Source organism: Paenibacillus sp. FSL K6-1217 (genome assembly GCF_045040735.1).
Lineage (GTDB): Bacteria > Bacillota > Bacilli > Paenibacillales > Paenibacillaceae > Paenibacillus_AQ.
Window position 1 is genome coordinate 1955321 of record NZ_CP150271.1, and the last position, 25011, is coordinate 1980331.

Consider the following 25011-nt stretch of genomic DNA (forward strand, 5'->3'; position numbering starts at 1 on the left):
TCTCACTCCTTAATTTCTTCAAGAAATGAATTGTCAATCGTACCGATCCGGTTGATCGTCACACTGGCCTCGTAATGAACAGGGAGTGTTCTGAGATAGTCTTCTCCCTTCCGCTCCTTCAGCCTCTCCCATGTCTTGGGGCTCTTACGGTAAATCGACTGGCCGAAGCCGAAGATATCCACATTGAACTGCTTGTTGATTCCATCTACAGCATCTTTCATCCGCTTTACAGTCCGGGCCTCCGTCTTCTCTTCAAGTGATCTGATCTTCGCCTCCGTATCCAGCTTATCCGCACCTTCAACTTCCTCCACATTGGATAGCGTTTCCACACTCAAAAAAATATGCGGCTCGCCGTCTATGATTTTCACCTTCCTGCTGGTAGCGGAGGTAAGCGCCTCTATAATAATCATGCTTCCGGTTTCGTCTTTGAAATGCCCTGTATTCTTGGTGACATTATCAGTCACATAATTGAAGCCAACCGTTAAGTTATCATCTATCCAGCCCACCAGCTTATCCTTTCGGAATACGGCCACACTCTCATAGCGAAGTTTCGTTCTGGGGTCTGTCTGTTCCACGTTGCTTTTCTCACTGCCTGCCTCGGGATCACCCTCCACCTCCACTCCGGTTAACACTGGACTCTCCCCTTGGAGGAGCAGGTCCTCGATGAATTGATCCAATGTAACCGCAACGGTCTTGGAAGAAATTTTGTAGGACTTATCCAGGGAACTGAATAATTTAGTAGCCGGCAGCCGGTCCAGCGGGGTCAGCACCTTCAGAACATTCTCGGCGGTCGTCTTCCGTGCAACCATCACATAGAAGTCCATGCGCGGCTCCCGGCTTCTTTTGATCACATCCAGCGTCTCGCCCACCCCCTCCCGCGCCAGCTCTTCTCCGATCACCAGTACCCGGATATGGCCCAGATACGGGGAGCGGGAGCTGATCAGATTGAACTTGCGGAGGGATTCATAGACCGTTGGCACTGTAAAATTATACACAACCACGGGAACCCCGCTTCCCCCTGTTCCTCCCGCATTCTGTGAAGAGATCGAGGAGGGTATGACCACCTGCATCGTTACGTTGTAGCCGTTCTCCGCTTTATCGAGACCCAGCGCCAGCACAAAAGCCAGTTCATTCAGCTCCTTCCTCTCCCAGCACCCGCTAAGCAGCAGCGAAATCAACAGGAGGGGAAGGCAAACAGCAACGGCTCTCTTTATTCGGCTTGTCATATCAGGAACCTCCGCGTTTGGATCTGTTCTGGCGGTGCAGATTCTGTGTTCTATTCTCTTGCGGTCTTGTTCTCAGGAACGGCCAGGGGAACCTAAAGATAGAATCCTTAAGGTCTGCCGGCCGGAAGGGCCCCAGCGGACTCATATAAGGAACGCCGAAGGAGCGCAGGCTGACCAGATGCAGCACTACTATGAATACTCCGCACAATATTCCGTACAGCCCCATGAATCCGGCCAGTGCAATCAGGAAAAACCGGATAATACGTGCGGCGATGGACATTCCGGCTTCGGGAATCACAAAGCTTGAGATCGCTGTAATAGATACAATGATGACCATAGCCGAGGAGATGAACCCCGCCGCAACCGCCGCCTGACCGATGACCAGCGTTCCGACGATGGATACAGCCTGACCCACGTTCTTAGGAATCCGCACGCCTGCTTCCCGCAGAATCTCATAGGTCAACTCCATCATCATCGCTTCGAGAAAAGTCGGAAACGGCACCGTCTCCCGCTGGGCCGCCAGACTGATCACCAGATTGGTCGGGATCATCTCCTGATGATAGGTTGTGATAGCCACATAGAACGCAGGGGCAAACAAGGTAAGGAAAAAGGCCAGAAACCGGATGAACCGCAGCAAGGTAGAGATATCCGCCCGCTGGTAATAATCCTCCGCCGACTGAAAGAAGGAGACAAATACGGTTGGGGCCAGCAGCACAAAGGGGGTGCCATCGACTAAGATAGCCACCTTCCCTTCCAAAATGCCCGCCGCGATGGTATCCGGCCGGTCACTGTTATAGATCGTGGGGAAGGGTGTCGCCACCTTGTCCTGAATAAATTCCTCGATATAGCCGCTCTCCAGAATACTGTCCGTATCAATGCTGTTCAAACGCCGCTTCACTTCCTGCACCAGCTCTTTATTCGCAATGTGGCTGAGATACATAATCGAGACACTGGTCTGGGTGACACGGCCGATCTGTATCGTTTCCAGCCACAATTGACTGTCTTTGATTTTACGCCGGATTAACGCAGTGTTGGTCCGCAGATTCTCGCTGAACCCCTCCATAGGTCCGCGGACCACAGACTGCGAGCTGGGTTCACTTACCCCGCGGTCTTCCCAGCCGGGCAGCCCGATCCGCAGCCCTGAGTCCGTCCCCTCCACCATCAGCATCACGTTGCCCGATAACAGGTCGTGTACGAACTCAGCGTAATCCTGAACCACGCTAAGATCGCCGGCCATCAGCACACGGCTGGTTAAGATTTCTATCTTCTTGTCCGGGTCCTGTTCTTCCAGGAGAGCCGAGGTCCGTCCCTCCTGGAGGGAATACAGAATTGAATTATGTAGCAGCTGATTATCTATCAGGCCATCAATATAAAAAATAGCCAGCTCCGTATGCTCTCCCAGCTTCAGCTGTTTTCTCACCAGGTCAGTGCTCTCGCCCAGCAGCTTGTACAGCTGTTCATTATTGACCTCCAGCCGGCTGGACAATTTCCCCTCAACCGTACTCTTCATCCAAGCAACCTCTCCTTCCCGTGAACATTCTATTCCGGTTAGTTTGGTAGCATTGCCTGATAATTATTCCTAAGATCAGACCCTTACTCGATTCACATAATTCTGGAAGGGGGTGCCATACTAAGAGGAGTTCCGGGTTAATAGGCCTGGAGGTCACATGTAAAGGGGGATAGAGATGAGCATTGAAAAAGAGCGGATCAGCACAGCACAGATGGTAATCCTCGGTCTTTTCACCTTTATCGGGGATATGGCCCTGGTCTATCCTACAACCATGACTGCCGAAGCCCATCAGGATGCCTGGATCGCCGCCTTGTTCAGCATTCCGCCGGGGATTGCACTAGTCTTCCTGTTTGTTGTAGTAGCGAATATCAGTCCGGACCAAAATATTATTGAGATCAGCAGGCAGGTACTGGGGAAATGGTTAGGCAGCGCGGTAGGCGGGTATTATCTGTTCTTCTTCATCATCGCGGCCTCTACGTATGTCCGGGAAATTGAGGATTTCATGTGTACCCAGATCTATGAGGGAACTCCCGGCGGCGTGATCCGGTTCATGAGCATTGTTCTGCTGGTGTACGGTCTGCGTCTGGGGCTTGAGACGGTCGGCCGGGCAGCGCAGGTGTTCTTTCCGCTGTTTGCCTTATTCCTGGTGGCCCTGATGGTGCTCTTATTTCCGCAGGTCCGGCTGGACCGTATCTATCCTATGATGACTACACCCCTGCCAGATATGCTGCATACGATCATGATCGGCGTATTTTATCCCTTCGGAGAGATCTGTGTATTCTTCATGGTCTATCCCTATACCCGCAAGAACAGTAAGATTAACCGTGATATCTTCATTGCGCTCTGCCTGGGTGCAGCAGGTCTGAACCTGATTCTGTTTCTCTCGCTGACCGTTCTCGGCGTCTATTTCTCCGAGCATAATTTCTATGCCGCTTATATCCTGGCCCAAAAAATCAATATCGCCAACTTTCTGCAGCGGCTCGAAGCACTTATGGCTACGGCCTGGATTATCACGACCTATTTCAAAACAGCACTCTACTTCTATGCCTTTGTACTCGGAACCGCGCAAATATTCAAGCTGAAAAGCCACCGCCCTCTAATCTTCCCTGTCGCGTTCCTGATCTACGGACTGTCTCAGCTTATCTCCAAGGACATCGTCTTCTATGTCAAAGAAATCCCCCCATTCTGGGTGGACTGGAATCTGACCCTTTCGCTCGGACTTCCCCTGCTTATTCTCGTAGTATACAAAGTGAGGCAGCGCGCCGCTGCCCCCTAAGCAGCTAGGAAGTCCCTGCCTAATGTAAGTTTGCTTTTTATTGTAGCGCCTGAAGGAGCAGAAAGTTATAATGGGTTATAATAAAATGTTTGTATTTTGTCTTATTGGAGGCGTCAGAGCGTGTTATGAAACAGCTGTTCGAGCCTGTACTGTTCGATTACCGGCAGTTGCTGATCTGGGAGTACCAAATCTATACCGACGATCATTACAAAGGGTATTACCACTGGCATCAGTGCTGTGAGATCATGTTCGTGCACCGCGGACAAGGAAGTATTGTAGTCAACCAGCAGATGTATGATATCCGTCCGGGGATGCTGTTTTTTTTCCAGCCTTATCAGCTGCACCGGATCTATTCGGAAGTCTCCCCGGAGCGACCGTTCGTCCGCACCATCTTCTATCTCGACCCGCAGTCTGCCGGACAGCTGCTACAGGACTTCCCCAAAAGGAAGGCCGTCTTCACTGCTCTATGGCAGGGCAACAATCCTTACTGCGGCTTCGATCTCAGCGACCGCAAAGAGACCATGGAGTGGATCTATGCCAATTACAACCAGTGCCGGAGCCAATCCTCCCTAGAAGAGACCGAGGATATCTCCATGCTGCTTCTGCAGATGCTTAGCTGTCTTGGTACGGGGGAGCAGTCACTGATTCATGCCGGAGAACGGCGGAAGCTCCGCTATTCGGAGCAGATCATGAACTGGATTGAAGCCCATTACCATGAAGAGATCAGTCTGGAGCAGCTCGCGGCGCAGACCCATCTGTCGAAATCCTACGTGTCTCGGGTCTTTCATCAGGAGACCGGCGGGCGGCTGGTAGATTATCTTACAGCCAGGAGGCTTAAGCAGGCCTGCCGGCTGCTGGAAACGACAGATCTGCCTGTGGAGCGAATCGGCATTGCTGTCGGATTCCCTAATCCTTCCTACTTCAACCAGCTGTTCAAGCGGGTGCTGGGAATCCCTCCGCTGCAGTACCGCAAGGGAATCTGAGAGGAGCTTGCGGGGAACATGACATAACAATAAAACAACATTTTGTCATATCAAATAACAACTTTCTGTCTCTGCGGGGCGTTATACTGAAGCCATAATCTTTTTTCATGTGGAGGCCTCAGATGACTACAGCTTATTGGCAGGAAGTAATGAACCGTCTGGACGCGAAGGTAACGAAGATGATAGAGCAGATCGGCGGGAGAAGCCCGCATCTGGCCGGAGAAGACGGCAGATACGACAGTCCCGCTACGGACTGGTGGACCTCCGGCTTCTGGCCGGGAATGCTCTGGATCATGCAGGACATGACTGGCAAGGAATTGTATAAGAACGCTGCGTGGGATTGGGACAAGACGCTGGAGCAGTGGTTTGTTAGGCCCAGCGAAGAGCTGCATCACGATGTCGGATTCCAGTTCCTGACCACAGCGGTGATCAAGAACACCCTGACGGGCGATGCGGATGGACTGCGCCGGGGGCTGGAAGCGGCCAACTTCCTGGCGGGACGCTATAACCCGGCGGGCCGGTTCATCCGGGCCTGGAACGGGGACAAGTACGGCTGGGTCATCATCGACTGCATGATGAATATCTCGCTGCTGTTCTGGGCCAGCCGGGTAAGCGGTGATCCGCGCTACAGACAGATCGCGGTCAGCCATGCCGAGACCGCCATGCAGTACGGCGTGCGTGAGGACGGATCGACGAAGCACATCCTCTCCTTCGATCCCGCAACCGGCGCTTATCTGGAGAACTTTGGCGGCCAGGGTTATTCCGCAGAGTCCTGCTGGAGCCGGGGCGCTGCCTGGGGGCTGTACGGCTTCATTAACACGTACCGCCACACCGGAGATGAGCGGTTCCTGAATACCGCCAAAAGAATCGCCCATTACTTCATCGCCGCCCTTCCGGAGGATCAGGTACCGCACTGGGACTTCCGGCTGGCTGACGACAAGCGCATAGCCAGAGACAGCTCTGCCGCAGCCATCGCGGCCTCCGGCCTGCTGGAGCTGGCAGACATCCTGCCTGCCGGTGAGAAGAGCCTGTACGCGAGTGCCGCAGAGCGGATTCTGCGTTCCCTGACCGAGAGCTATGCCACCTGGGATCAGCCCGGGCATGAAGCCATTCTGCTGCATGGCGCAGTCAGCGGCGACTCCCACATGGATGTGTCGCTGATCTACGGCGACTACTTCTACGTGGAAGCGGTCGCCAAGCTGAACGGCTGGAAGCACCGGATTTTCTAGTCAACTCTAAGAGAAGCGAACACCCGCGCTGCCAGCGGACAGCACGTAACACAAAGAGCGAATCTCCATTTTTAGGAGATTCGCTTGTTTGTGTTTGCAGCCCTGCCATATTTGTTCCGTGCAAGCTCGCCTGTGCACAATGTCTTCGGTTTTCCGCATACATTTGGCACACGCGCACTCATGCTGCTTCAATGTGTTCGGTTTTCCACATACATTCGGCCATACGCGCTCAAGCTGCTACAATGTGTTAGGTTTTCCGCATACATTTCGCCATCCGCACTCACGCAGACACATTGTGTTCGGTTTTCCGCATACATTTCGCCTCACACGCTCACACAGGCACATTGTGTTCGGTTTTCCGCATGCCTCTGAAGTCGCCTAAGTTAGCAGAAGCTGCATATGAGGGACAATAGTGCCCCTCTATCTCTTCTGCTCCTCCAGCCACAATATCGCCGTCACCCCGCGCGGGTAATATTTGCTGCCGGTGATCTCGCCGGAGATAATCTGGTCGCTCCAGCTCCAGATGGAGAGCTGCGGATGCGTAAGCCAGGCCGTGTGGGCACGGTCCGCTGCGCGTCCCTGCTCCTCCCATTCCAGGCCGAGAATCTCTCTGGCGATGAACTGGGAGAGATAGATTTTGCTCAGCCAGCTGTTGTTGCTGGTGGAGGAGATTTTCCAGCCGCCGTCTTCGAACAGGCAGACACCCTCAACAAGCACAGCCTTCAGATGATTGTCCAGCGCTGCGATATAATCGCCGAACCGTCCCCCGCGCTCCAACGCCTCCTTGCAGCCGGTGAAGTAAGGGAACACCAGGCCTTCGATGGCCGGGATAATCTTGGAGTCATTGCCTTCGCCGATAACCGCCGGGATGTAGCCGCCTTCGGTCACACTCGCCACAATCGTTGCCGCACACAGCTCAGCTTGCCGGCCGGCAGTCTGAGACAGCTCCGTATTGCCGTTGTCACGGAAAATCCGCTCCATCGCCAGATAAGCAGCCCAGCATTTTCCCGCCAGATAAATATTGTTGCGCGCCTGGCCCAATGAGACATCCAGACTGTCATAGGTCGTAATCTCCGCACCGCCCATGGTCCGCGAGCTGTCGAGTGCCATCACACCGTTACGCTGTGCCGGGTCGGGATGATCCCGGTTCAGCATGCTCTGCAGGCAGCTCTCCAGAACGGTAAGATTGCGCTCCATCCAGCTGCGGTCGCCCGTGTGCTCCACATAGGTTGCCGCAGTGAGAATCCAGTTGACCAACTGCTCGTGGGTCATATGCGAGAAGCAGCCGTCAATGCCGTACAGCTCATAAGAGGAATATCCCGGACGCGACACGGCGTTGGCTACTCCCATATCATGCGTGAAGCTAAGTCCGCCCGGATACTCGGTGCTATCTCCCGGGAAACGGACGGTGTCCACATAACTGAACCGGTCTACGAACATATCCAGCTCATTGCGTACGGTCCACGGGTTCATCTTCAGCTCGTAGAACAGCTGGTCTACCGTAAGATCGAAGGTGTTCATCATCCGGTATTCGCCTTCGTTGACGACCCAGAACGGCTGGTCTTTGTACTCCAAGAGTTCGGTTGAGCCGTAATAGCTGCGGATGGCGTGAGCAAGCATGAAGGTCTGGTCGTCACTGAGGCCCGTTCCCTCCAGCATCCCGTTGGCCTCTTCGGCCTGCTTCTTCAGCGCGTCGAACTGGGATAACGCGTATTCCGCAACAGCTTCTACATTGCTGTAATAGCGGTTATAGTAATAACTCGCATCCATTCCTGATGTCACATAGCCGGAGCGGTGGAAGCAGACGGCGAACTGGTACACCTTGCGCTCACCGGCGGGCACATCCATAATAAGCGCACCAACCTGCCCCAGCCCGAACGTCCAGTTCTCCTCCAGCTCCGCTGCAAGAATATCCTCCATCGTAAAATGCATTGCCGCCTTAACACTTCCCTGCTTCGCGGCAATCGCCAGGAACCGGCCCTGGCCGACACCCGTCAGCTCCTCCCGGCCGCCATCGAATCTTCTCAGGGCGTTATACGGGTCATTCCCCTGGAAGCCGAAGAAGGCACGGCGTGCAGAGCTGCCCGCAGTGTTATCGACTTCAAGCTCTACCAGCACGGCTGGCAGCAGCGCTTCCTTCATCTCTGCGTCCGTGGCTGTCTCAGGGTCCGGAACCGGCCGGACCGGCGACAGAATGCGGAAGGTCAGATCGCCCGCCTGCCAGCTGTCCGTAGAGAGCCGGAAATCGCGCGTAATCTCGTCCTCCCCGAAGTGAAAGAGAGTCTGCGGCTTATCCGGGCTCGGGTCCGGGTTCTCGATGTCGTAGCGCTTGCTCTCATCGTCGCTGCCCTGCTCATGGAAGGGCAAGGTATCGTAACCGCGGCCGTCCTTGCGCGCAAGGCCAATATATATGTTCTGTCTCGGCGGTCTGCCCAGTTCCAGGTCGAAGCCGCCGGACGCTCCTTGAAATCCGAGGGTGAAGCTTGAGAATGATCCAATCGGTGAATGATGGGCGTTGAAAAATTTGTTCGTTGGCATACAGTAAATGCACTCCCTCCAGGCTGTGTCCCGGCAGTGCCGGGCTCCTAGCTATAGGATAGCGTTACCTCCCCTCAGGCAACAGGCGCAAAGCCGCCAATTATTTGGACAAATCAATCGGACGCAGCGGCCTATGCTATAATAGATCCATCTTTTAACAAAGAAGAGGTTGAACATGAACGTATTAGATCCCGGCACACAGCATTCCATGGATGGACGCATGTCCCCGGATGTTCAAGCTGCCTTTCATCTCTTTGCCGCCCACTGGCGCAAGGTGAATAAGGAGTGGCAATATCCGGCCCACACTCACCCGATGTTCGAGATCAACATCGTTCTGCAGGGCTCGCAGCACATGGCCGTAGGCGGACAATCCTACATCCAGGAGAGCGGCGACATTCTGTTCATCCGCCCCGGTGTGCTGCATTCCAGTCTGGGCGCAGCCGCAGGGGATGAGATGTCTTATTATTGCCTCCACTTCGATATTGACGATCTGGTTCTGCGCCGCTCCTTGATGACGATGGATACCGTCAGTCTAAGCGGAGCCACCCCGGAGCTGAAGGCAATCCGTTCCTCCCTGGATGACATCATCCGCTCGACCATTCTCCCGGAGGCCAGCGATGCGCAGCGGGGCCGGCTGGTGATGCTGAATGCTTCGCTCCAGTTCTTCGCCGCCCTTACCGGCTGGGTGCTGGCTGCCCTGCCTTCCCCTGCCCGGAGCACCCTGCCAGGCGTGACGGAGAAGACCGTTGCCCTAGCGAATACCATTGAAGGACTGCTGCAGGAATCCGTCTTCACCGCTGCGGCAACCGGCAGCAGAGCTGGCAGCATCGAGGAGATCGCGGCCAGGCTCGGCTATAGCCCGAGCCACTGCAACCGTGCCTTCCGGCAGATCTACGGGCTGCCGCCGAGGCAGTATCTCTCCGATCTCATTATCCGCCATGCAAAGCTGCTGCTGCTGGACAACAGCCTGTCTGTAGAGAGCATCGCCTACCGGCTGGGCTACCGCGATGTGTCTCATTTCAGTAAGCAGTTCAAGCGCTGGACCGGCCTGCCCCCCATGGGCTACCGCCAGCTCACGGAGGAGCCGGGCAAGACGGACGGGCACGCGTTGTTCACCGGGAAGCACACACAAGGAGGTGTCTAATGGAGATCTATCATTTCGGCAGAGATACCGGTAAATCCATTTCCGCCTTCCAGTCCGACTTCATCCTCTCCCGTATCATTCAGACAGAAGAGCAAGCTCATATAGGTTGCGTATATCTAGGTGAGCAAGGAAACATCGGGTATCATCAGGCTGCTTCTTCACAACTGCTGCTGATTCTGAACGGTGAAGGATATGTGCGGGGAGAGGAAGCGGAATTCACAGCTGTTGTTGCGGGCCAAGCAGTCTTTTGGGAGCAGGGGGAGTGGCATGAGACCCGCACAGATTCAGGATTGACAGCGGTTATGATTGAAAGTGATTCACTAAACCCTGCCGCCTACATGACTCTAACTGACAAAGGAGCGGACTGAGATTCCGCTATATGAGCAAATCAGGTGAAATTCTGGGACAATCGGACTGAGATTCCGTTATGCGTCCTAACAGGTGTCCTCTGAGGCTCAAAATTACCTATTAGCGGATTCTCAGTCCGTTTCGGCCCTAACACACGTGATTTTGGCAAAATAGCGGAATCTCAGTCCGCTTCAGCTGGAAGATCACCGAGAGCGCGCATGGAGGGCACCTGAAGCACGAAGCAGCGCAGCGCCGGATCGCCAAATCAGCCCTGTGAAGCCGGAAACTCCAGACGGACCCGTAGAACCATACAACCAAAAATGACCTGCTATGCGGGTGAATTGGATTTCTTGTTAAATGTCTTATATCACAATCTCTAAAAGTTGGTGAACTCTTGATCTATCTCATTAAATTCGTATACAGCTTCGTCCTGCCGCCCGGGATATTCGTGCTGCTGCTGCTGGGAATGACAGTCTGGCTGTGGAGCAAAAACCGCCGCCCGGCGATAGTCCTGCTGGGCATCACCCTGCTGCTCTATCTGTCGATGACCTCTGCCGTCAGCGACACGCTGATCGGGAGCCTGGAGCGGAAGTACCCTCAGCCTGCTGCCGCAGAGGGGGATGTGATCGTAATCCTCGGCGGCGGAGCCACCTCCGGCACCCCGGATCTGGACGGGCAAGGCAATATGTCCGGTCCGGCGGCGAACCGGCTGCTGGCGGCCGTGCGGCTGTACCACAACACCGGCCTGCCGATCATTTTCTCCGGGGGACAGGTGTTCGCCGACAGCGGCAATGAAGCGGATATCGCCCGGCGGCAGCTCATCGGCCTTGGCATCCCCGCCGAGGACATCCTGCCGGAGAACCGCTCGCTCAACACCGAGCAGAATGCGGTCAACACCGCGAAGCTCATGCATGAACACGGCTTCAGCCGTCCCGTGCTGGTGACCTCCGGCTTCCATATGCCGCGCAGCATGGTCCAGTTCGAGCATGCCGGACTTACACCGCAGCCTTTTCCGGTAGATTTCCAGGCCAGCCGTCCTATGTCACTCTATGTAAGCAAATTCACTCCGTCCGCCGGAGCCGTCTCCACCACCGGACTTGCACTGAAGGAGTATCTGGGCTTAATCGCCGCGAAGCTGATGCCTTAGCCGGCCTACTAATAAAGCGAGGTATCTGTAACCAATGAACCCTTATGATGAAGAGAAGTTAACCGGAGGAAATATAAACGAGATTATCCGCAAGGGAGACACCGTCCGCCGTCCCACGGGGAGCTGGAGCACAAGTATTCATGCACTGCTACAGCATTTGGAGCAGCAGAATTTCGAAGGTGCACCAACATTCATGGGCGTGGATGAAGCGGGGCGCGAGATTCTATCGTTCATTCCCGGCGAGGTTCCTGGGAACACCTATCCTGAGCTGGAGCCCTACATGTGGTCTGAAGAGACCCTCACGGGCCTGGCGCGTCTGTTACGCAGCTATCATGATGCAACGGTTGGATTCGTGACGGATAGTATTCATACGGAGTGGCAGCTCCCTTATGCCGATCCAGCCGCTTATGAGGTGATCTGCCATAATGATGCGGCGCTGTACAACGTGGTGTTTCGGCATCATACACCCGTGGCGCTGATTGATTTCGACATGGCCGGGCCGGGCCCGCGCCTGTGGGATATTGCCTATACCCTCTACACCACTGTTCCGCTTGCCGGCTTCGCACCTGACTATCTGACAGGCTCCACGGTACCTTACCAGGCAGACCTGCATGCGGCGGACCGGCAGCGGCGGATTCAGCTGTTTTTTGAAGCCTATGGACTTCCTGTCCCTGAAGATCTGGATGCATGGGTGATCCGGCGGCTCACCGCAATGTGCGATACGCTGAAGCAGGGGGCCGAAGCGGGCAACCCCGCTTTTGTCAAAATGGTGGAAGAAGGCCACCTGGCACACTATGAGCGCGAAATCCGGATCGTAGCCGGCCATTACAGCGAATGGACCTTGCGCAATCCTTAAACCTTAGGTACGGTCTTCTTGATCAAGTCTACGCCATCGTATGCCAGACTTTCCACATTTGAAGCGTTCTGCAGGATATAATGACCAAAAAAGTTCTTCGAATAATCTGTAATCAAATTTCGCATCTCCCCGGCATCACGTTCGCCTCGGAGCTCCTCATTTACGCCTGTAAACACGATATCGCAGTAGTCTAAATGGGCCACACGGTCAACAGAGAAATAATAAGTCTCCCTGCTATTGTTAGCACCAATTATCGCATTCATATTATAGTTCGGTTCAGAAAACAATAGCAGGAATGGCTTGTTAAGGTTGCTGTCCAGAAGGCCGAACGCACCGCTATCCAAGCCAATCCCGCAGGCGAACCGCTCGTCATCCCGGCAAACCATCGCCGCCGTAAGCCCTCCATACGAATGTCCGACGATGCCCATGCCGGTGTCAAGGAGCAATCTGCCCTTAAAGATGGAGTCCACCTCTCCAGCGTCCAATGTGTACAGATAATCAGCTACAACCCGTACATCTTCTGCCTGCAATTCACTATACTCTGTAACATTGGAAATTACCGGGAGTGCAAGCACGTTGCGGTTCATCCGGATGGCCGTCTCATCGTCAGGCCGCATCTCCCTTGCACCAGCCAGCGCCAGCATCTGCGGATCTTCCCCCAACGACATAATGGCATCCGAGAAACCCTTGGATACATTGAACAGGCGCCCGTCTTTGCGCTTGTACATTGTGCTGTTCGGATGGCCGATGCTTACCACAACATATCCCAGGCTCGCCAAGTCTGTACAGAGCACTGTCCCCCACTCCGGAGAACCGCCCCCGCCGCAAACATAGAATAACACCGGATAGCGCTTGTCCTTTGCAGAGAGCGAAAGGTCATCGTAACACCGGGTCTTGACATCTATAGAGAAAATATCCCCTGTAATATACCCGGTGACGAGCGGCTGCTCCTTGAGCATCTCGCGGACTTCAGGAAACATGTAGACTGATGTAGTCTTACCTTCGCTACTGTCGGACGGATAGTACACAAACGCTGTCAGTTCTCTGGTTGAATGATCTGATGCCGTATACTCAAAATCCATCTGGGTTCGACCGGCAATATAACCGCCAACAGGTTCTGGAAATGCGTCATAAGCTTTCATTCTCTTGTTCCTCCTTCTATTCAGTGAATTCTGTCTATTCCTTAGCTTTCTTGAAATCCCTGACCATTTCAGCATATTTATGATCTTCCAGCAGCCCATGACCCATAAAGTCAGTGAAGTACCTGCTGATCTTCTGTTGCAGCTTAGCATCCTTAATATCAAATTCTCTAAAGAACATGATTAGATTAAACTGCATGGACTCAAACATAAAGGAAATCAGATCGTCGTCAATATCAGGCCGTAAATCTCCTTCAATCCTCATCCGGCGTAAAACATCCTTGATAAGGGGGAACGACTGCCCCTTGAGCACCTCCAGATAGACTTTTAGCAAAATGCTCTCGGGAATGTGTAAAAATGTTTCAGTGAGTTTGATCTCCAGTTCATTCAGCGGCTCGGTCAGAGCGCCATTAACGTTGCCCAATAAGCCTGTAAGGAAGAAACGGGAAAGGGAATCTTCATTACGGGTATTAAAAAACGCAGCTCTTTTCTGCATCACCTTACGGATCAAGTGACAATACAGATCATCCTTGTCTTCAAAATACCGGTAGAAGGTTCCGGGGTGCATGGACAAGCTATCCAAAACCATCTTCATCGATATATCCTCGTACAGATGATCAACAAAAAGCTGCATAGCACGATTGGCTAGTTCCTCGCGCTTTAGTTCATCCAAACGAAAGAAAGTATTTTTCGGCATAAATTCCTCCTTAATGAGAAGTGTGAACCTATTCACACTATAACGATAATTGATTCACATGTCAAACCGTCCAAAGCGTTGATCCGGGTACCCGCCGCCGCCAAATCAATCCCGAACGAATAACAAAAGCCGGAACCCTATACCCATAGGAGTCCCGGCTTTACCCGCTACAATTGCTCTTTAATCAAATCAGTAAATACTGCAGACACCGCTTCCGCCAGCAGCTTAGATTCAAGCTCCATCTGTACGCCAACCCGCCCTGCGCTGACCGCGATCCTCTGCTGCTCCTCGGCACTGCTGTGAATAAACGTAGGATAGAGCTTCTTCATCCCGACCGGGGAACAGCCCCCGCGGATATAGCCCGTGTGCTTCAACAGCTCCTTCAGCGGCAGCAGCTCGATCTTCTTCACGCCGGCGGCTCTGGCTGCCCGCTTCAGATCCAGTTCTTCCGCAACCGGAATCACATAGACATAAGGCTGCGGACCGCTATGTGCGACCAGTGTCTTGAATACCGTCTCAGGAGGCAGGCCAATCTTCTCAGCCACCGCCGTTCCGTGAATTAATCCGTCCTCATTGTCGTAGGTATGGATAGTGTAGCTTGTCTTCCTTGCATCCAGTATGCGCATGGCATTGGTTTTGTTCATTTGCCATTCCTTCTAATCCCGGGGATAATTGACTTGCATAATGTCCATGAACGGCACCTTGATAATCTCTTCGTTATTTCTGATATGCACCCTGCCGGTACGCGAATCCATCTCCACAATCACTCCGCGCACCTCTTCTTCCTTCCCCCAGACACTCAGCAGAATCTCGGAATCCTCCTGCTTCGCCTCTACCAGCTGGTTGCCCAGCTCCTCAAGCACGAATTCGTCGCGGGTTGGACGTTTTGCCACTTTTGCCTTCGCCACACTTTGCCTCCAGTAAGCCATTACAGAATTTAGGATCATGCCCGGTGTAAATGCTCCTGTCTATTATACCATGAGCGGAACGCTGATTTTACACAAATCGCGATGTTTATTCATGATTCAAAAGTGCAGCCCCCGCGATACCGGGATGGGTCATTTCATACGGATCCAGAATCAGATTCAGCTCTTCCTCGCTAAGCACATTGTACTTCAGACACAAGGCCCGTACCGATTCTCCGGTCAGAATAGCTTCCCTGGCAATACGCGAGACGACCTCATACCCCAGATGCGGATTCACGGCGGTAATGATGCCTACACTTCTCTCCACCTCGCGTGCAAGCTTCTCCTTGTTGGCTTCGATTCCTGCCAGACAATAGTCAGTGAACACCCTGAAGGAGTTGTTCATGATGCTGATCGACTGGATCAGATTGAACACCATCACCGGTTCCATGACATTCAGCTCCAGTTGACCGGCCTGGGCGGCGAGACAGATCGTATGATCATTGCCAATCACCTGAAAAGCCACCTGGTTAATCACCTCGGCCATCACCGGATTCACCTTGCCGGGCATGATGGACGATCCCGGCTGGCGGGCCGGCAGCGTAATCTCATTAAAGCCGGAGCGCGGGCCGGAGGCCATCAGGCGCAGGTCATTGGCGATTTTGGACATATTCATCATACAGACCTTCAGGGACGCCGAAACTTCGGTATAGGCATCCGTGTTCTGCGTGGCATCCACGAGATGCTCCGCGCTGACCAGCGGCAGACCGCTGATCTCAGCCAGCAGCTCGACGACCCGCGTAATATAACGGGGATCGGCGTTCAATCCGGTACCGACGGCCGTTGCTCCCATGTTCACCTCATAGAGATGGAACCGGGTATGCTCGATGCGCTGAATATCGCGCTCCAGCACCCGGCTGTACGCCTCGAACTCCTGGCCCAGACGGATCGGCACGGCATCCTGCAGATGGGTGCGGCCCATTTTGATCACCGGATCGAATTCGGCAGCCTTCTGCAGGAACACCTCATGCATCCTGCGCATGGTGATAAGCAATTGCTCCAGCAGAGAGAGCGTTGCGATATGTATCGCCGTCGGGAACGCATCGTTCGTCGATTGCGCCATATTTACATGAGTGTTCGGACTGAGCTGCAGGTAATCCCCCTTGGCCTTACCCAGCAGCTCCAGCGCGCGGTTCGCAATGACTTCATTGGCATTCATATTCAGCGAGGTGCCTGCGCCGCCTTGAATCGGATCCACGATGAACTGCTCATCCCAGGTCCCCGCAATCACCTCGTCTGCCGCTTGGACAATCACCTTACCCAGGCCTTTATAGAGCCGGCCGATTTCCATGTTGGCGAGCGCAGCCGATTTTTTGACAATCCCCATTGCCTTAATTAGCTCATGATGCACACGGTAGCCCGTAATCGGGAAATTCTCCACCGCCCGCAGGGTCTGTATCCCGTAATAGGCCTGATGCTCCACCTGTTTGCTGCCCAAAAAATCCTTCTCCAGCCGATATTCCATCTCTGTCACACTGCTCCCCCCATGTCTTCAGTAGTAGATCGTCAGCTGCAAATTCGTCAACTTATTCTTTCCTTGCAGCGCTAAAGATATTACCTTCATTGCTGCGCCGTGATGTAGCCTATGCGGGTAGCGCAAAGAACCCGGCAGCCATTGCTGAACCCCCGGGCTCTTTGTCCATTGTAGCTTAAAATTTGAGATAGTTCCAATCCGAAAAAATCCTGACTCCCTAGGGGAGCGCGCCCTCCCGTTCAGACCTTATAATGTTCAAAGGATACCGGCTGGCCGTTAATTAGCGCCTGTATTCCCGCATGTTCATTGCCTATGCTGAGCTGTAAATGCTCCTTCCCGCACCAGGCAGTATATGCTGCCGAGAGGATCTCTCCCTCCGAAAATTCCGGTGCCCGCCGCATGGCGGCTGCGGCAAATTCCTCCAGCCTGTGTATCCCCTGCTCCGCCGCCTGTTCTGCGCTAAGCGCTTCGACAACGACGCCTCCCGGCATCCCGGCACAGGTCACCTCAAGGTAGTTCTTCCGCTCCAGCAGCTCATACTCATGGGATAAATAGACGGCAAAATACACATGGCCCGCATAGCCAAACAACGCCTTGGGTTGTCTGACCCATTCGCCTGGCGGAAGTACACCGACAATAGCGGAGTCCTCTCCTTGCGGCACAGGGAACAGCGACAGGATGGTGTTCTGATGATACAGCACTTCCATATAAGGACTCTGGTGCCGGGGATCATTCGGCTGATACCCTTGACCGGGATGGAAAAAGTACAGCCGGTTCACACCTTCCGCTGCGCCGACCGGCAGCGAGAAGGCCCAGCGCAGCTGCTCATTGTCGAATTCCTCCACCCGCTCCCACATCCCGCCTGCCGCGTAATCCTTGCAGATGTAGGCGTAAGAATGCAGCTGCGGCTGGCGCTCCCCGGCTCCCTCAACCACCTTCTCCGTCTGCCTGCAGACCTCTGCCGGTAGCTGGCGGTTCAGGGCAGCGTTGCGTACCTCTTCTGGTGCCTCATAACAGAGGAATCCGGCATATTCAGTGCGGGGCATCTCCTTAGGAAGAGCGAAATCCCCGAACTGCACATAATCGTGCAGCAGGTTGCCGTCCGCCGGAACATCATGCGGCCAGCCCCGGGAATGGGCGCCCGCCCAGGCCCCTTGAAGATACCACTGGCTCCGCTCGGTCCACAGGAAGTCCAGCATCTCGCCAAGCTTGCTCTTGGTGCCGCTGTCCTCCTCCAGCTCCCGGGCGCAGGTGAATGCCTGCACCCAGTGCCAGAACCACGGCAGGCTGCCATACTCCGGCATGCCCTTCGCACGGATATGCGCAAGCGTAATCTCCAGGCTGTGACGGCCGTCTTCCCGCAGCTCCTCATCCTCGAACAACTGGCCGAAGATCAGCTTGGCCGCCGTATATTTCGCTTCATGGTGGCCGAAGGTCGCTACCTGCTTCCGGAAGAAGCCGCTGCGGTAGATATGGCCGAGCGCCGTATGGAACGCTACGCGCAGCCCCGCGCTGAACCGGGCGGAATATCGCTTGCAGAACCAGACCATCAGGCTGCCCATGATCTCGACCGGCAGCTCATGCGGTGCCGCCTCTCTGGGGACAGGACTCAGCCCAAGCGGCCAGTGTCCGTACAGCTTCGTTCCAGGCTGACGGTTCTGCAGCAGCACGGTCTCCAGCAGAACGGCATCTGCCTTGCGCTGCGCTTCCTCCCGCGCGAACGGGAGCTCCAGGCTATGATCCGCCGCAGCGGCAAATAAATAGGAAGCATAATAGAAGTTGTTACGCACATCATCGTGGAACCAGAGTCCGCTGCTATGCAGCGGGAGACGATCCGCCTCGACTGCGACTGCAAGAATAATTTCCTTCTGGCGTATTTCATAAGAAGTCTGATCGTGAAGCAGGTCTGCCATTTCTCTCACCCTCCAACCTATGTTTTCTGTATCATGAGTCCCCTATGCCGGGAGTCACACCTGAGTGTATATACATAGAACAAGCTCCCTTTTCTACAGGTACACTTCACCGGGTATTCTCAGTGCTTTCCAGCTCTATTGTGCATGCTTTCAGTTCATATGGCAATCTTATCGTCGAATAAATAAACTAAAATAAACGTACTAAAAAAGATTATGCTTGATAAATGAACATAAATGGATTAAGTTGTACCTATACGAACGAAAATATGTTTTCTAAGGAGACTGAATATTCGATGGAAAGACGTTTTGCATCACATCCGAATGAAGTGAAGCAGTTTGACACTGAGCGCCTGCGCAAGGAGTTCCATATCCCGGTTATCTTCGCTCCAGACGAGCTGAAGCTTGTCCTGACCCATGAAGACCGCATGATCGTCGGCGGAGCTAATCCGGTGAACGGCGAGGTGGCTCTGACCACGGACCTTAAGGAGCTTGGGGTAACCTACTTCCTGGAACGCCGTGAGCTGGGTGTTATCAATGTCGGCGGCAAGGGTTCGGTTGTTGTGGACGGAACGGAATATGAGGTTGATTTCAAGGAATGTCTGTATGTGGGCCAAGGCTCGAAGGATGTTATTTTCAAAAGCGCAGACAGCGCTAAGCCAGCCAAATTCTATCTGAATTCCGCTCCGGCACACCAGTCTTACCCTACTACAAAGACTACACTGGCTGAATCCGAATCCGGGGCCATGGGCGGTCTGGAGAATTCCAACGAACGTACGATTCACCGCTTCATCCATACGAACGGCGTGCAAAGCGCACAGCTTGTCATGGGCATGACCCAGCTGAAGCCGGGCAGCATGTGGAACACGATGCCATCGCATACCCATCCGCGCCGGATGGAAGCCTACTTCTATTTCGATCTGCCGGACGATTCCATCGTCTTCCACCTGATGGGCGAACCTACAGAAACCCGCCACATCGTGATGCACAATGAACAGGCTGTCATCTCCCCGAGCTGGTCCATTCACAGCGGTGTGGGTACACATAACTACACCTTCATCTGGAGCATGGCCGGAGACAACAAGCGGTATGACGATATGGACCCCGTAGGGATGAAAGAATTACAATAGAAGCAAATCAACTACGGAAAGATGAGGCAGGCGGATGAACCCGATACGGCGGCACGAGATGATTATGGAAGTTATGCTGAACCAGAAGGATGTAACGGTGAACGAATTGAGCGACAAGCTCCAGGTCACCGGCAAAACCATCCGCGAGGACTTAAGCAAGCTGGAGGAACAGGGACTGATTATGCGCGTCCACGGCGGCGCCGTGCTGGCACAGAGCGATCAGTTCGGCATTCTGCCCCTGCGTACCCCGCTGGATAAATATGCGGAGGAGAAGTCGGAGATTGCCCTGCGCGCGCTGGCACATATCGCCCCGGATGACATCATTGCCCTGGACGGCGGAAGCACGACGCTTGAGATTGCCCGGCGGCTTACGAATATGCCGCTTACGGTCATTACCAATGATGTCTACATCATCAGCGAGCTGGTTCTGAGAGATAATATCCGTCTGGTCGTGCCCGGCGGTTACCGTGTCCGCAATATGCTGGCCGGTCCCGAAGCCGTCTCTTATGTGCAGAAGCTTAATATTCAAAAAGCCTTTCTCTCGGCCACAGCCGTTCATATTGAACATGGCCTGTCCATCTATACCGGTGACTTAATCGATTTCAAACAGGCGTTAGTATCTACCGCCCGGCAGGTGTTCGCTGCCTGCGATCATCACAAATTCGGACAGACTGCGCTCCGCACCTTCGCATCTCTGCAGGAAGTCGATGTGCTGCTGACTGACAGCGGGCTTGCCCCGGAGACCGCAGAGCTGTTCCGCAAGGCGGGCGTCAACATTGAATGCGGCTAATTTAAGATAGCTCAAAGGAGAGAATAATCATATGTCATCATTATTTAGCTTGGCAGGTAAAACAGCAATCGTAACAGGCGCGGCCCAAGGTCTTGGACAAGGCATCGCTATTGCTTTTGCAGAGGCTGGCGCTGACGTAGTCTGCGTGTCCCTGAATGCAAGTGACGAGACCGTAGCAGCCGCTGAAGCTTTTGGCGTCAAAGCTCTGAGTATCTCCACAGACCTAAGCAATCATTCCACGCTTCAAGGCGTGTTCGACGAAGCAGTTGCCTTCACCGGCAAAGTCGATATCCTGGTGAACTGCGCAGGTATGATCCGCCGCGCTCCGGCCAAGGACCACAGTGAGAAAGACTGGTTCGATGTCATTAACCTCAACCAGAACACAGTATTCCTGCTGTCCCAGATCGCCGGACGCCACTTCCTGGAACGGGGCAACGGTAAAATCATCAACATTGCCTCCATGCTCTCCTACCAGGGCGGCATCAACGTGCCGGGCTACACAGCAAGTAAACATGCAGTTGCCGGTCTGACCAAAGCCTTCGCCAATGAATGGGCAGGTTCCGGCCTGAACATCAACGCTATTGCTCCAGGATACATGGCTACGGAGAATACCGCTCCAATCCGTGCGGATCAGAGCCGTTCCGACTCCATCCTTGACCGCATTCCAGCCGGACGCTGGGGAACTGCCGATGATGTGAAGGGCCCTGCCGTATTCCTGGCCTCCGCTGCTTCCGACTACCTGAACGGACATATCCTGAATGTGGACGGCGGCTGGTTGGCAAGATAAGTATTGTTTAGCCAGAGCCATTGACAGCTTAAAGAACCCCGGAGGCTTCGATTGAAGCTCCTCTGGGGTTCTTTTGCCGTTTAATAAAAATCAGGCTGTCTGCTCACTGAAGACCACGAATTCTTCGGGCCTCTCGCGGATATATTCCGCTATGATCTGCAGGCTGCTTGCTGTAATCTGCTGATACCGGGTGTAGAGCCTGCTTACCGCTGTTTGTAGCTCGATATCTATGTTCAGGTCTGGGATCGCCGCCTCGCCCCAGCCTCGTCCTACCCGCCGATTCCTCTCCGCGAATATCTCCTTAGACTCTTCCAGAAGCTGAATCAGCGCAGAGTCTCCAAAAAACTGCAGTCCCTCCAGCACCCCCTCCCAATGCCCGGGCTGATCCAGCAGATAGCAGATCCAGCCATAGTATTCTTCCGCAGAGTTAGAACTATGGCCATACAGAATCCGGAACATACAGAGTGCCTTCTGTCCTCTTCCAAGATACGAAATTGCCTCATTCTTCACCTCCGGAGATTTCGCGCGGATCTGCTGGAAGATCGGCTCCATACAGGCCCAGCCGAGCCGCTCAGCGCTTAGGGAATCGAAAAGAATACGGTCCATCTTTACCAGCGTCAATAACGTTCCTCCTCAATTGTTATACATATAGAACAGGAATCCGGCCAGAGCGAAGCCGAAGCCACAGCCTTCATGGCGCCCCCTGTTCAATCATCAAGCGCTCTAGGGTTCCACCCTCTAATTAACTGGATATTATTGTATTTCCTTGTTTATGGTAAACTGTTTATAAATTATCGTCAACTCCTGCGTGGTATCATGCACGGGATCAATTGGCATTTTGTGAAGGAGCAACTATGATGGCCCAGGAAATACTGACTACATTTGATGAACAAGGGAATCGTACGGGAACGGCTCCCCGGGACGAGGTTCACCGCCAAGGTCTCTGGCACGAGACCTTCCACTGCTGGTTCATCCGCAAGGATGACAGCGGGCTGAGGATCTGCCTTCAGCTGCGCAGTCAGCAAAAGAAAGATTATGCCGGGCTGCTCGACATCACCGCTGCCGGACATCTGCTGGCGGAGGAGACGGCCTTGGACGGTATCCGTGAGGTCCAGGAGGAGCTGGGGCTTGCGATTGCTTTTGACGAGTTGCAGCCGCTGGGGGTCATCCCCTATCAGATGAATTACGCCGGATTCATGGACCGTGAACGGGCGCATGTATATGTTTATGAGAGCCGCTATGCGCTCAGTGCATTCACCCCGCAGCTGGAAGAAGTGGCGGGAATTGTAGAGGCCCGCTTTGCTGACTTCCGCAGCTTCATCTCGGGAGCAGACAGCAAGCTTCATGTGCAGGGCTTCCGGGTCACCGCGAATGGTGAACGAACCTGCATCGACGAACTGGTGGACTTCACGCAATTTGTCCCGCATGAGCATGATTATTTCAGGCGGGTGATTGAGGGGATTGAGCGGTTGTATAGAGTATGAGGAACTAGCACCGGGCGGGGGCGTCATGGACAGAAATAATCAAAAGGCAGAACCCGACGATGGGGTTCTGCCTTCTGCATCTTAATGTATCTTTGCCCGATACATGTAACTATATTACGCGATTAGACGCTTCAATTAAGCTTTAACAGCCGCGCGCTTCAGAATCGCCAGTCCGTTCACTGCCAGCTTCAGCTCGGCCGGAGCGTCTGCGCCAGACTCTACATCTGTGTAAGCCTGTCCATCCAGCGTGACTACTTGCTCGGAGCCGCTGAAATTCTGCACGAAGACATACTCATGCTCGCCATCAGAGCGTAGCTGGGCAGTTACTCCGGTCGGAAGCTCACTGTTCAGTGTGCGGCTGATCCGCTCTTTTCCGGTAATTGCGGCGTACAGGTCCACATAGAACTGCGCGTCCTTCACGCGTGTTGCCAGATGATAAGCCTTACCCGCTCCCAGCTTGTTCACAGTCAGTGCAGGACGGCCCGCGTAGAAGTCACTGCGGTAATGGCCCAGCGCCTCAGCGCCTTCCAGATGAATCAGCTCAGCAATCTCATGCGCATCGTATTCGCCGCTCAGCTTCAAGCTGTTGCCCGGGTCCATCACCAGACCGTTCAGATCGCGGCTGTGCAGCCCTTCTGTCTCTTCGGCCCAAATGCCCAGTGTTCTGCGCAGCGGTCCAGGGAAGCCGCCCAGGTGACACAGATCAGTCTCGCCGACCACTCCCGACCAATAGGTTGCGAGGAAGGTGCCGCCCTGCTCTACGTATTTCTCAATCCGCTTCCCGTTCTCTTCGCTGATCAGGTACAGCATGGGAGCAATAACCAGCTTGTAGCCGGACAGGTCATCGCCTGAGCCCACCACATCTACCGGAATTCCCAGCTCCCACAGTCCCCGGTAATGCTGAAGCACGGTCTCTTCATATTTCAGGCCGGAATTGCGGATACCCTGGGCATCCTTCACCGCCCAGCGGTTATCCCAGTCGAACAGGATTGCGGTCTCGGCAGGAGTCGTGGTACCCACAACATCCTCCAATCCCGCCAAGGTACGGCCCACCTCTGCTACATCTTTGAAGACACGGGTCTCCGTATGTCCGCTATGGTCGATCACAGCGCCGTGGAATTTCTCGCTGGAGCCGCGGCTTTTACGCCACTGGAAGTATTGTACCGAATCTGAACCGTGTGCCACTGCCTGGAGCGAGGACAGCTTGTGCATCCCCGGACGCTTCAGCTTGCTGACAATTTGCCAGTTCGTGAGCGAGGGCGTGCTTTCCATGAGCAGGAACGGCTTCTTTTTGAAGCTGCGGTACATATCGTGGTGCATTGCTGTCCAGGCAGCCAGCCGGGCGTCATCATCGTCTTCAGTATATCCCCAGTCCGGGTAAGCATCCCAGGATACGACATCGAGGATCTTCGCCATCTTGCGATAGTCCACGCCGTCAATCATGTGCATGTTGGTCGTCACCGGCAGATCAGGGTTGAAGCCGCGCACCGCATCGATCTCATGCTGGCAGAAGTTGATCGTCTGATCACTTACGAACCGGCGCCAGTCCAGATTCAGGCCGTGAACCTGTGTCTCGCCATGCGGAGCAGGGGACTCGATCTGTTCCCAGGAAGTGTACGTATGGCTCCAGAAGGTAGCCCACCAAGCGTGATTCACCTCATCCAGATCATTATTGTACTTCACCTTAAGCCAGTCTCTGAAGGCATCCTGACAGTAATTACAGTGACATTCCCCGCCGAATTCATTACTGATATGCCAGCCGATTACCGCCGGGTGATGCGCGTATCGCTCCGCCAGCTTGGAGTTGATCAACGCTGTTTTTTCACGGTAGACCGGAGAAGTGAAGCAGTGATTATGGCGGACGCCGTGCAGGTTGCGTACCCGGTTGCGTTCCACCCGCAGCACTTCAGGATATTTCTCGGACATCCATGCCGGTCGCGCTCCGCTCGGAGTCGCCAGGAAGGCGTAAATTCCGTTGTCCGCAAAACGGTCCAGAAGCTGGTCCATCCACTCAAAGTTAAATACTCCTTCTTCACGCTCCAGTGATACCCAGGAGAAAATCCCTACAGACATGACATTACAGCCTGCCAGCTTCATCATGCGGATATCTTCTTCCAGCACCCCCGGATATTTCAGCCATTGCTCGGGATTATAGTCGGCACCGTGAAGCATTACAGGAGCCTTACAGCTGATTGCAGGAACTTTGCTGCTCATATGATTTCATCCTCTCGTTTATGTGTGATGTTAGATGTCAGGATGGGACTTTTCACTGATAGATTCTCTTGAAGTAGCTCTGTCCCTGTAGCTTGTTACCGTTTATACTATTTATAATATAGGATAATCTGTGATCAATGGTAGGATAATAATAGCGTTAACAT

General features: G+C 54.0%; 22 protein-coding genes. 11 read left to right on the forward strand and 11 right to left on the reverse strand.

The annotated features are described in order from the left end of the window. Window positions 1-2: 2 nt before the first annotated feature. Together MHH28_RS08615 and MHH28_RS08620 are read right to left on the reverse strand one after the other, a co-directional pair. On the reverse strand, window positions 3-1226 hold the full coding sequence (locus MHH28_RS08615; protein ID WP_405113951.1) for a Ger(x)C family spore germination protein: 1224 nt from the start codon (window positions 1224-1226) through the stop codon (window positions 3-5). Between the two features lies 1 nt (window position 1227). Continuing rightward, window positions 1228-2736: a spore germination protein gene (locus MHH28_RS08620; RefSeq protein ID WP_405113953.1), complete on the reverse strand. Its 1509-nt coding sequence runs from the start codon at window positions 2734-2736 to the stop codon at window positions 1228-1230. 175 nt (window positions 2737-2911) lie between these two features. Between MHH28_RS08620 and MHH28_RS08625 the strand changes: the two genes are divergently transcribed. The 3 genes from MHH28_RS08625 to MHH28_RS08635 all read left to right on the forward strand — a co-directional run bounded on the left by MHH28_RS08625 (window position 2912) and on the right by MHH28_RS08635 (window position 6224). Further along, complete coding sequence (locus MHH28_RS08625; RefSeq protein ID WP_405113956.1) at window positions 2912-4012, forward strand: endospore germination permease; 1101 nt, start codon at window positions 2912-2914, stop codon at window positions 4010-4012. A gap of 125 nt (window positions 4013-4137) precedes the next feature. Next, the gene (locus MHH28_RS08630) at window positions 4138-4995 is read left to right on the forward strand and encodes a helix-turn-helix domain-containing protein (RefSeq protein WP_405113958.1); all 858 of its coding nucleotides are present in this window, start codon (window positions 4138-4140) and stop codon (window positions 4993-4995) included. Window positions 4996-5117: 122 nt separating this feature from the next. Then, window positions 5118-6224, forward strand: a complete 1107-nt coding sequence (locus MHH28_RS08635; protein ID WP_405113960.1) for a glycoside hydrolase family 88 protein — start codon at window positions 5118-5120, stop codon at window positions 6222-6224. Window positions 6225-6644: 420 nt separating this feature from the next. Here MHH28_RS08635 and MHH28_RS08640 read toward each other — a convergent pair whose 3' ends face one another. Next, window positions 6645-8762, reverse strand: a complete 2118-nt coding sequence (locus tag MHH28_RS08640) for a glycoside hydrolase family 52 protein (protein ID WP_405113962.1) — start codon at window positions 8760-8762, stop codon at window positions 6645-6647. 175 nt (window positions 8763-8937) lie between these two features. On the opposite strand from MHH28_RS08640, the gene MHH28_RS08645 reads away from it, so the two are divergent. The 4 genes from MHH28_RS08645 to MHH28_RS08660 all read left to right on the forward strand — a co-directional run bounded on the left by MHH28_RS08645 (window position 8938) and on the right by MHH28_RS08660 (window position 12257). Further along, window positions 8938-9906, forward strand: coding sequence for a helix-turn-helix domain-containing protein (locus MHH28_RS08645; RefSeq protein WP_405113965.1), 969 nt, complete (start codon window positions 8938-8940; stop codon window positions 9904-9906). After that, window positions 9906-10274, forward strand: coding sequence for a cupin (locus tag MHH28_RS08650; protein WP_405113967.1), 369 nt, complete (start codon window positions 9906-9908; stop codon window positions 10272-10274). The genes MHH28_RS08645 and MHH28_RS08650 overlap by 1 nt, the downstream gene beginning before the upstream one ends. Window positions 10275-10648: 374 nt before the next feature. Beyond that, complete coding sequence (locus MHH28_RS08655; protein ID WP_405113970.1) at window positions 10649-11401, forward strand: YdcF family protein; 753 nt, start codon at window positions 10649-10651, stop codon at window positions 11399-11401. A 34-nt stretch (window positions 11402-11435) separates the two neighbouring features. Continuing rightward, a complete protein-coding gene (locus MHH28_RS08660; RefSeq protein WP_405113972.1) occupies window positions 11436-12257 on the forward strand; it encodes a phosphotransferase in 822 nt (273 codons plus the stop codon). On the opposite strand, the gene MHH28_RS08665 is transcribed toward MHH28_RS08660, so the two are convergent. From MHH28_RS08665 to MHH28_RS08690, 6 genes are all read right to left on the reverse strand, one after another. Further along, window positions 12254-13399, reverse strand: coding sequence for a choline esterase (locus tag MHH28_RS08665; RefSeq protein ID WP_405113974.1), 1146 nt, complete (start codon window positions 13397-13399; stop codon window positions 12254-12256). The genes MHH28_RS08660 and MHH28_RS08665 overlap by 4 nt on opposite strands. A 34-nt stretch (window positions 13400-13433) precedes the next feature. Next, window positions 13434-14093 carry a TetR/AcrR family transcriptional regulator gene (locus MHH28_RS08670; RefSeq protein WP_405113976.1) on the reverse strand — a complete coding sequence of 220 codons (660 nt, stop codon included), beginning with the start codon at window positions 14091-14093 and terminating at the stop codon, window positions 13434-13436. Between the two features lie 167 nt (window positions 14094-14260). After that, the gene (gene ybaK / locus MHH28_RS08675) at window positions 14261-14737 is read right to left on the reverse strand and encodes a Cys-tRNA(Pro) deacylase (RefSeq protein WP_405113978.1); all 477 of its coding nucleotides are present in this window, start codon (window positions 14735-14737) and stop codon (window positions 14261-14263) included. 12 nt (window positions 14738-14749) lie between these two features. Continuing rightward, a complete protein-coding gene (locus MHH28_RS08680) occupies window positions 14750-15022 on the reverse strand; it encodes a YolD-like family protein (protein WP_405116946.1) in 273 nt (90 codons plus the stop codon). A gap of 85 nt (window positions 15023-15107) precedes the next feature. Continuing rightward, the gene (gene aspA / locus MHH28_RS08685) at window positions 15108-16523 is read right to left on the reverse strand and encodes an aspartate ammonia-lyase (RefSeq protein ID WP_405116948.1); all 1416 of its coding nucleotides are present in this window, start codon (window positions 16521-16523) and stop codon (window positions 15108-15110) included. A 248-nt stretch (window positions 16524-16771) separates the two neighbouring features. Beyond that, window positions 16772-18445: a hypothetical protein gene (locus MHH28_RS08690; RefSeq protein WP_405113980.1), complete on the reverse strand. Its 1674-nt coding sequence runs from the start codon at window positions 18443-18445 to the stop codon at window positions 16772-16774. 293 nt (window positions 18446-18738) lie between these two features. Between MHH28_RS08690 and kduI the strand changes: the two genes are divergently transcribed. From kduI to kduD, 3 genes are read left to right on the forward strand one after another with little or no spacing between them, the layout of a single operon-like run. Continuing rightward, window positions 18739-19572, forward strand: a complete 834-nt coding sequence (kduI, locus tag MHH28_RS08695; RefSeq protein ID WP_340940149.1) for a 5-dehydro-4-deoxy-D-glucuronate isomerase — start codon at window positions 18739-18741, stop codon at window positions 19570-19572. A 34-nt stretch (window positions 19573-19606) separates the two neighbouring features. Further along, the gene (locus MHH28_RS08700) at window positions 19607-20362 is read left to right on the forward strand and encodes a DeoR/GlpR family DNA-binding transcription regulator (RefSeq protein ID WP_405113982.1); all 756 of its coding nucleotides are present in this window, start codon (window positions 19607-19609) and stop codon (window positions 20360-20362) included. A 31-nt stretch (window positions 20363-20393) separates the two neighbouring features. After that, entirely contained in the window at window positions 20394-21149 is a 756-nt protein-coding gene (gene kduD, locus MHH28_RS08705; protein ID WP_405113984.1) for a 2-dehydro-3-deoxy-D-gluconate 5-dehydrogenase KduD, read from the forward strand. 90 nt (window positions 21150-21239) lie between these two features. Here the strand turns inward: kduD and MHH28_RS08710 are convergent, their stop codons facing one another. Beyond that, window positions 21240-21770 (reverse strand): hypothetical protein, encoded by a 531-nt coding sequence (locus MHH28_RS08710; RefSeq protein WP_405113986.1) that lies wholly within the window; start codon window positions 21768-21770, stop codon window positions 21240-21242. Between the two features lie 236 nt (window positions 21771-22006). Here MHH28_RS08710 and MHH28_RS08715 point away from each other — a divergent pair, with 236 nt between their 5' ends. Next, a complete protein-coding gene (locus MHH28_RS08715) occupies window positions 22007-22633 on the forward strand; it encodes an NUDIX domain-containing protein (RefSeq protein WP_405113988.1) in 627 nt (208 codons plus the stop codon). Between the two features lie 135 nt (window positions 22634-22768). Here MHH28_RS08715 and MHH28_RS08720 read toward each other — a convergent pair whose 3' ends face one another. After that, window positions 22769-24847, reverse strand: coding sequence for a beta-galactosidase (locus tag MHH28_RS08720; RefSeq protein ID WP_405113990.1), 2079 nt, complete (start codon window positions 24845-24847; stop codon window positions 22769-22771). Window positions 24848-25011 lie beyond the last annotated feature (164 nt).

Bases quoted from the DNA above. Each gene is read 5' to 3' on its own strand.
- MHH28_RS08615 (WP_405113951.1), bottom strand. From the start codon at position 1,226: ATGACAAGCCGAATAAAGAGAGCCGTTGCTGTTTGCCTTCCCCTCCTG.
- MHH28_RS08620 (WP_405113953.1), bottom strand. From the start codon at position 2,736: ATGAAGAGTACGGTTGAGGGGAAATTGTCCAGCCGGCTGGAGGTCAAT.
- MHH28_RS08625 (WP_405113956.1), top strand. From the start codon at position 2,912: ATGAGCATTGAAAAAGAGCGGATCAGCACAGCACAGATGGTAATCCTC.
- MHH28_RS08630 (WP_405113958.1), top strand. From the start codon at position 4,138: ATGAAACAGCTGTTCGAGCCTGTACTGTTCGATTACCGGCAGTTGCTG.
- MHH28_RS08635 (WP_405113960.1), top strand. From the start codon at position 5,118: ATGACTACAGCTTATTGGCAGGAAGTAATGAACCGTCTGGACGCGAAG.
- MHH28_RS08640 (WP_405113962.1), bottom strand. From the start codon at position 8,762: ATGCCAACGAACAAATTTTTCAACGCCCATCATTCACCGATTGGATCA.
- MHH28_RS08645 (WP_405113965.1), top strand. From the start codon at position 8,938: ATGAACGTATTAGATCCCGGCACACAGCATTCCATGGATGGACGCATG.
- MHH28_RS08650 (WP_405113967.1), top strand. From the start codon at position 9,906: ATGGAGATCTATCATTTCGGCAGAGATACCGGTAAATCCATTTCCGCC.
- MHH28_RS08660 (WP_405113972.1), top strand. From the start codon at position 11,436: ATGAACCCTTATGATGAAGAGAAGTTAACCGGAGGAAATATAAACGAG.
- MHH28_RS08665 (WP_405113974.1), bottom strand. From the start codon at position 13,399: ATGAAAGCTTATGACGCATTTCCAGAACCTGTTGGCGGTTATATTGCC.
- MHH28_RS08670 (WP_405113976.1), bottom strand. From the start codon at position 14,093: ATGCCGAAAAATACTTTCTTTCGTTTGGATGAACTAAAGCGCGAGGAA.
- ybaK (WP_405113978.1), bottom strand. From the start codon at position 14,737: ATGAACAAAACCAATGCCATGCGCATACTGGATGCAAGGAAGACAAGC.
- MHH28_RS08680 (WP_405116946.1), bottom strand. From the start codon at position 15,022: ATGGCTTACTGGAGGCAAAGTGTGGCGAAGGCAAAAGTGGCAAAACGT.
- aspA (WP_405116948.1), bottom strand. From the start codon at position 16,523: ATGGAATATCGGCTGGAGAAGGATTTTTTGGGCAGCAAACAGGTGGAG.
- MHH28_RS08690 (WP_405113980.1), bottom strand. From the start codon at position 18,445: ATGGCAGACCTGCTTCACGATCAGACTTCTTATGAAATACGCCAGAAG.
- kduI (WP_340940149.1), top strand. From the start codon at position 18,739: ATGGAAAGACGTTTTGCATCACATCCGAATGAAGTGAAGCAGTTTGAC.
- MHH28_RS08700 (WP_405113982.1), top strand. From the start codon at position 19,607: ATGAACCCGATACGGCGGCACGAGATGATTATGGAAGTTATGCTGAAC.
- kduD (WP_405113984.1), top strand. From the start codon at position 20,394: ATGTCATCATTATTTAGCTTGGCAGGTAAAACAGCAATCGTAACAGGC.
- MHH28_RS08715 (WP_405113988.1), top strand. From the start codon at position 22,007: ATGGCCCAGGAAATACTGACTACATTTGATGAACAAGGGAATCGTACG.
- MHH28_RS08720 (WP_405113990.1), bottom strand. From the start codon at position 24,847: ATGAGCAGCAAAGTTCCTGCAATCAGCTGTAAGGCTCCTGTAATGCTT.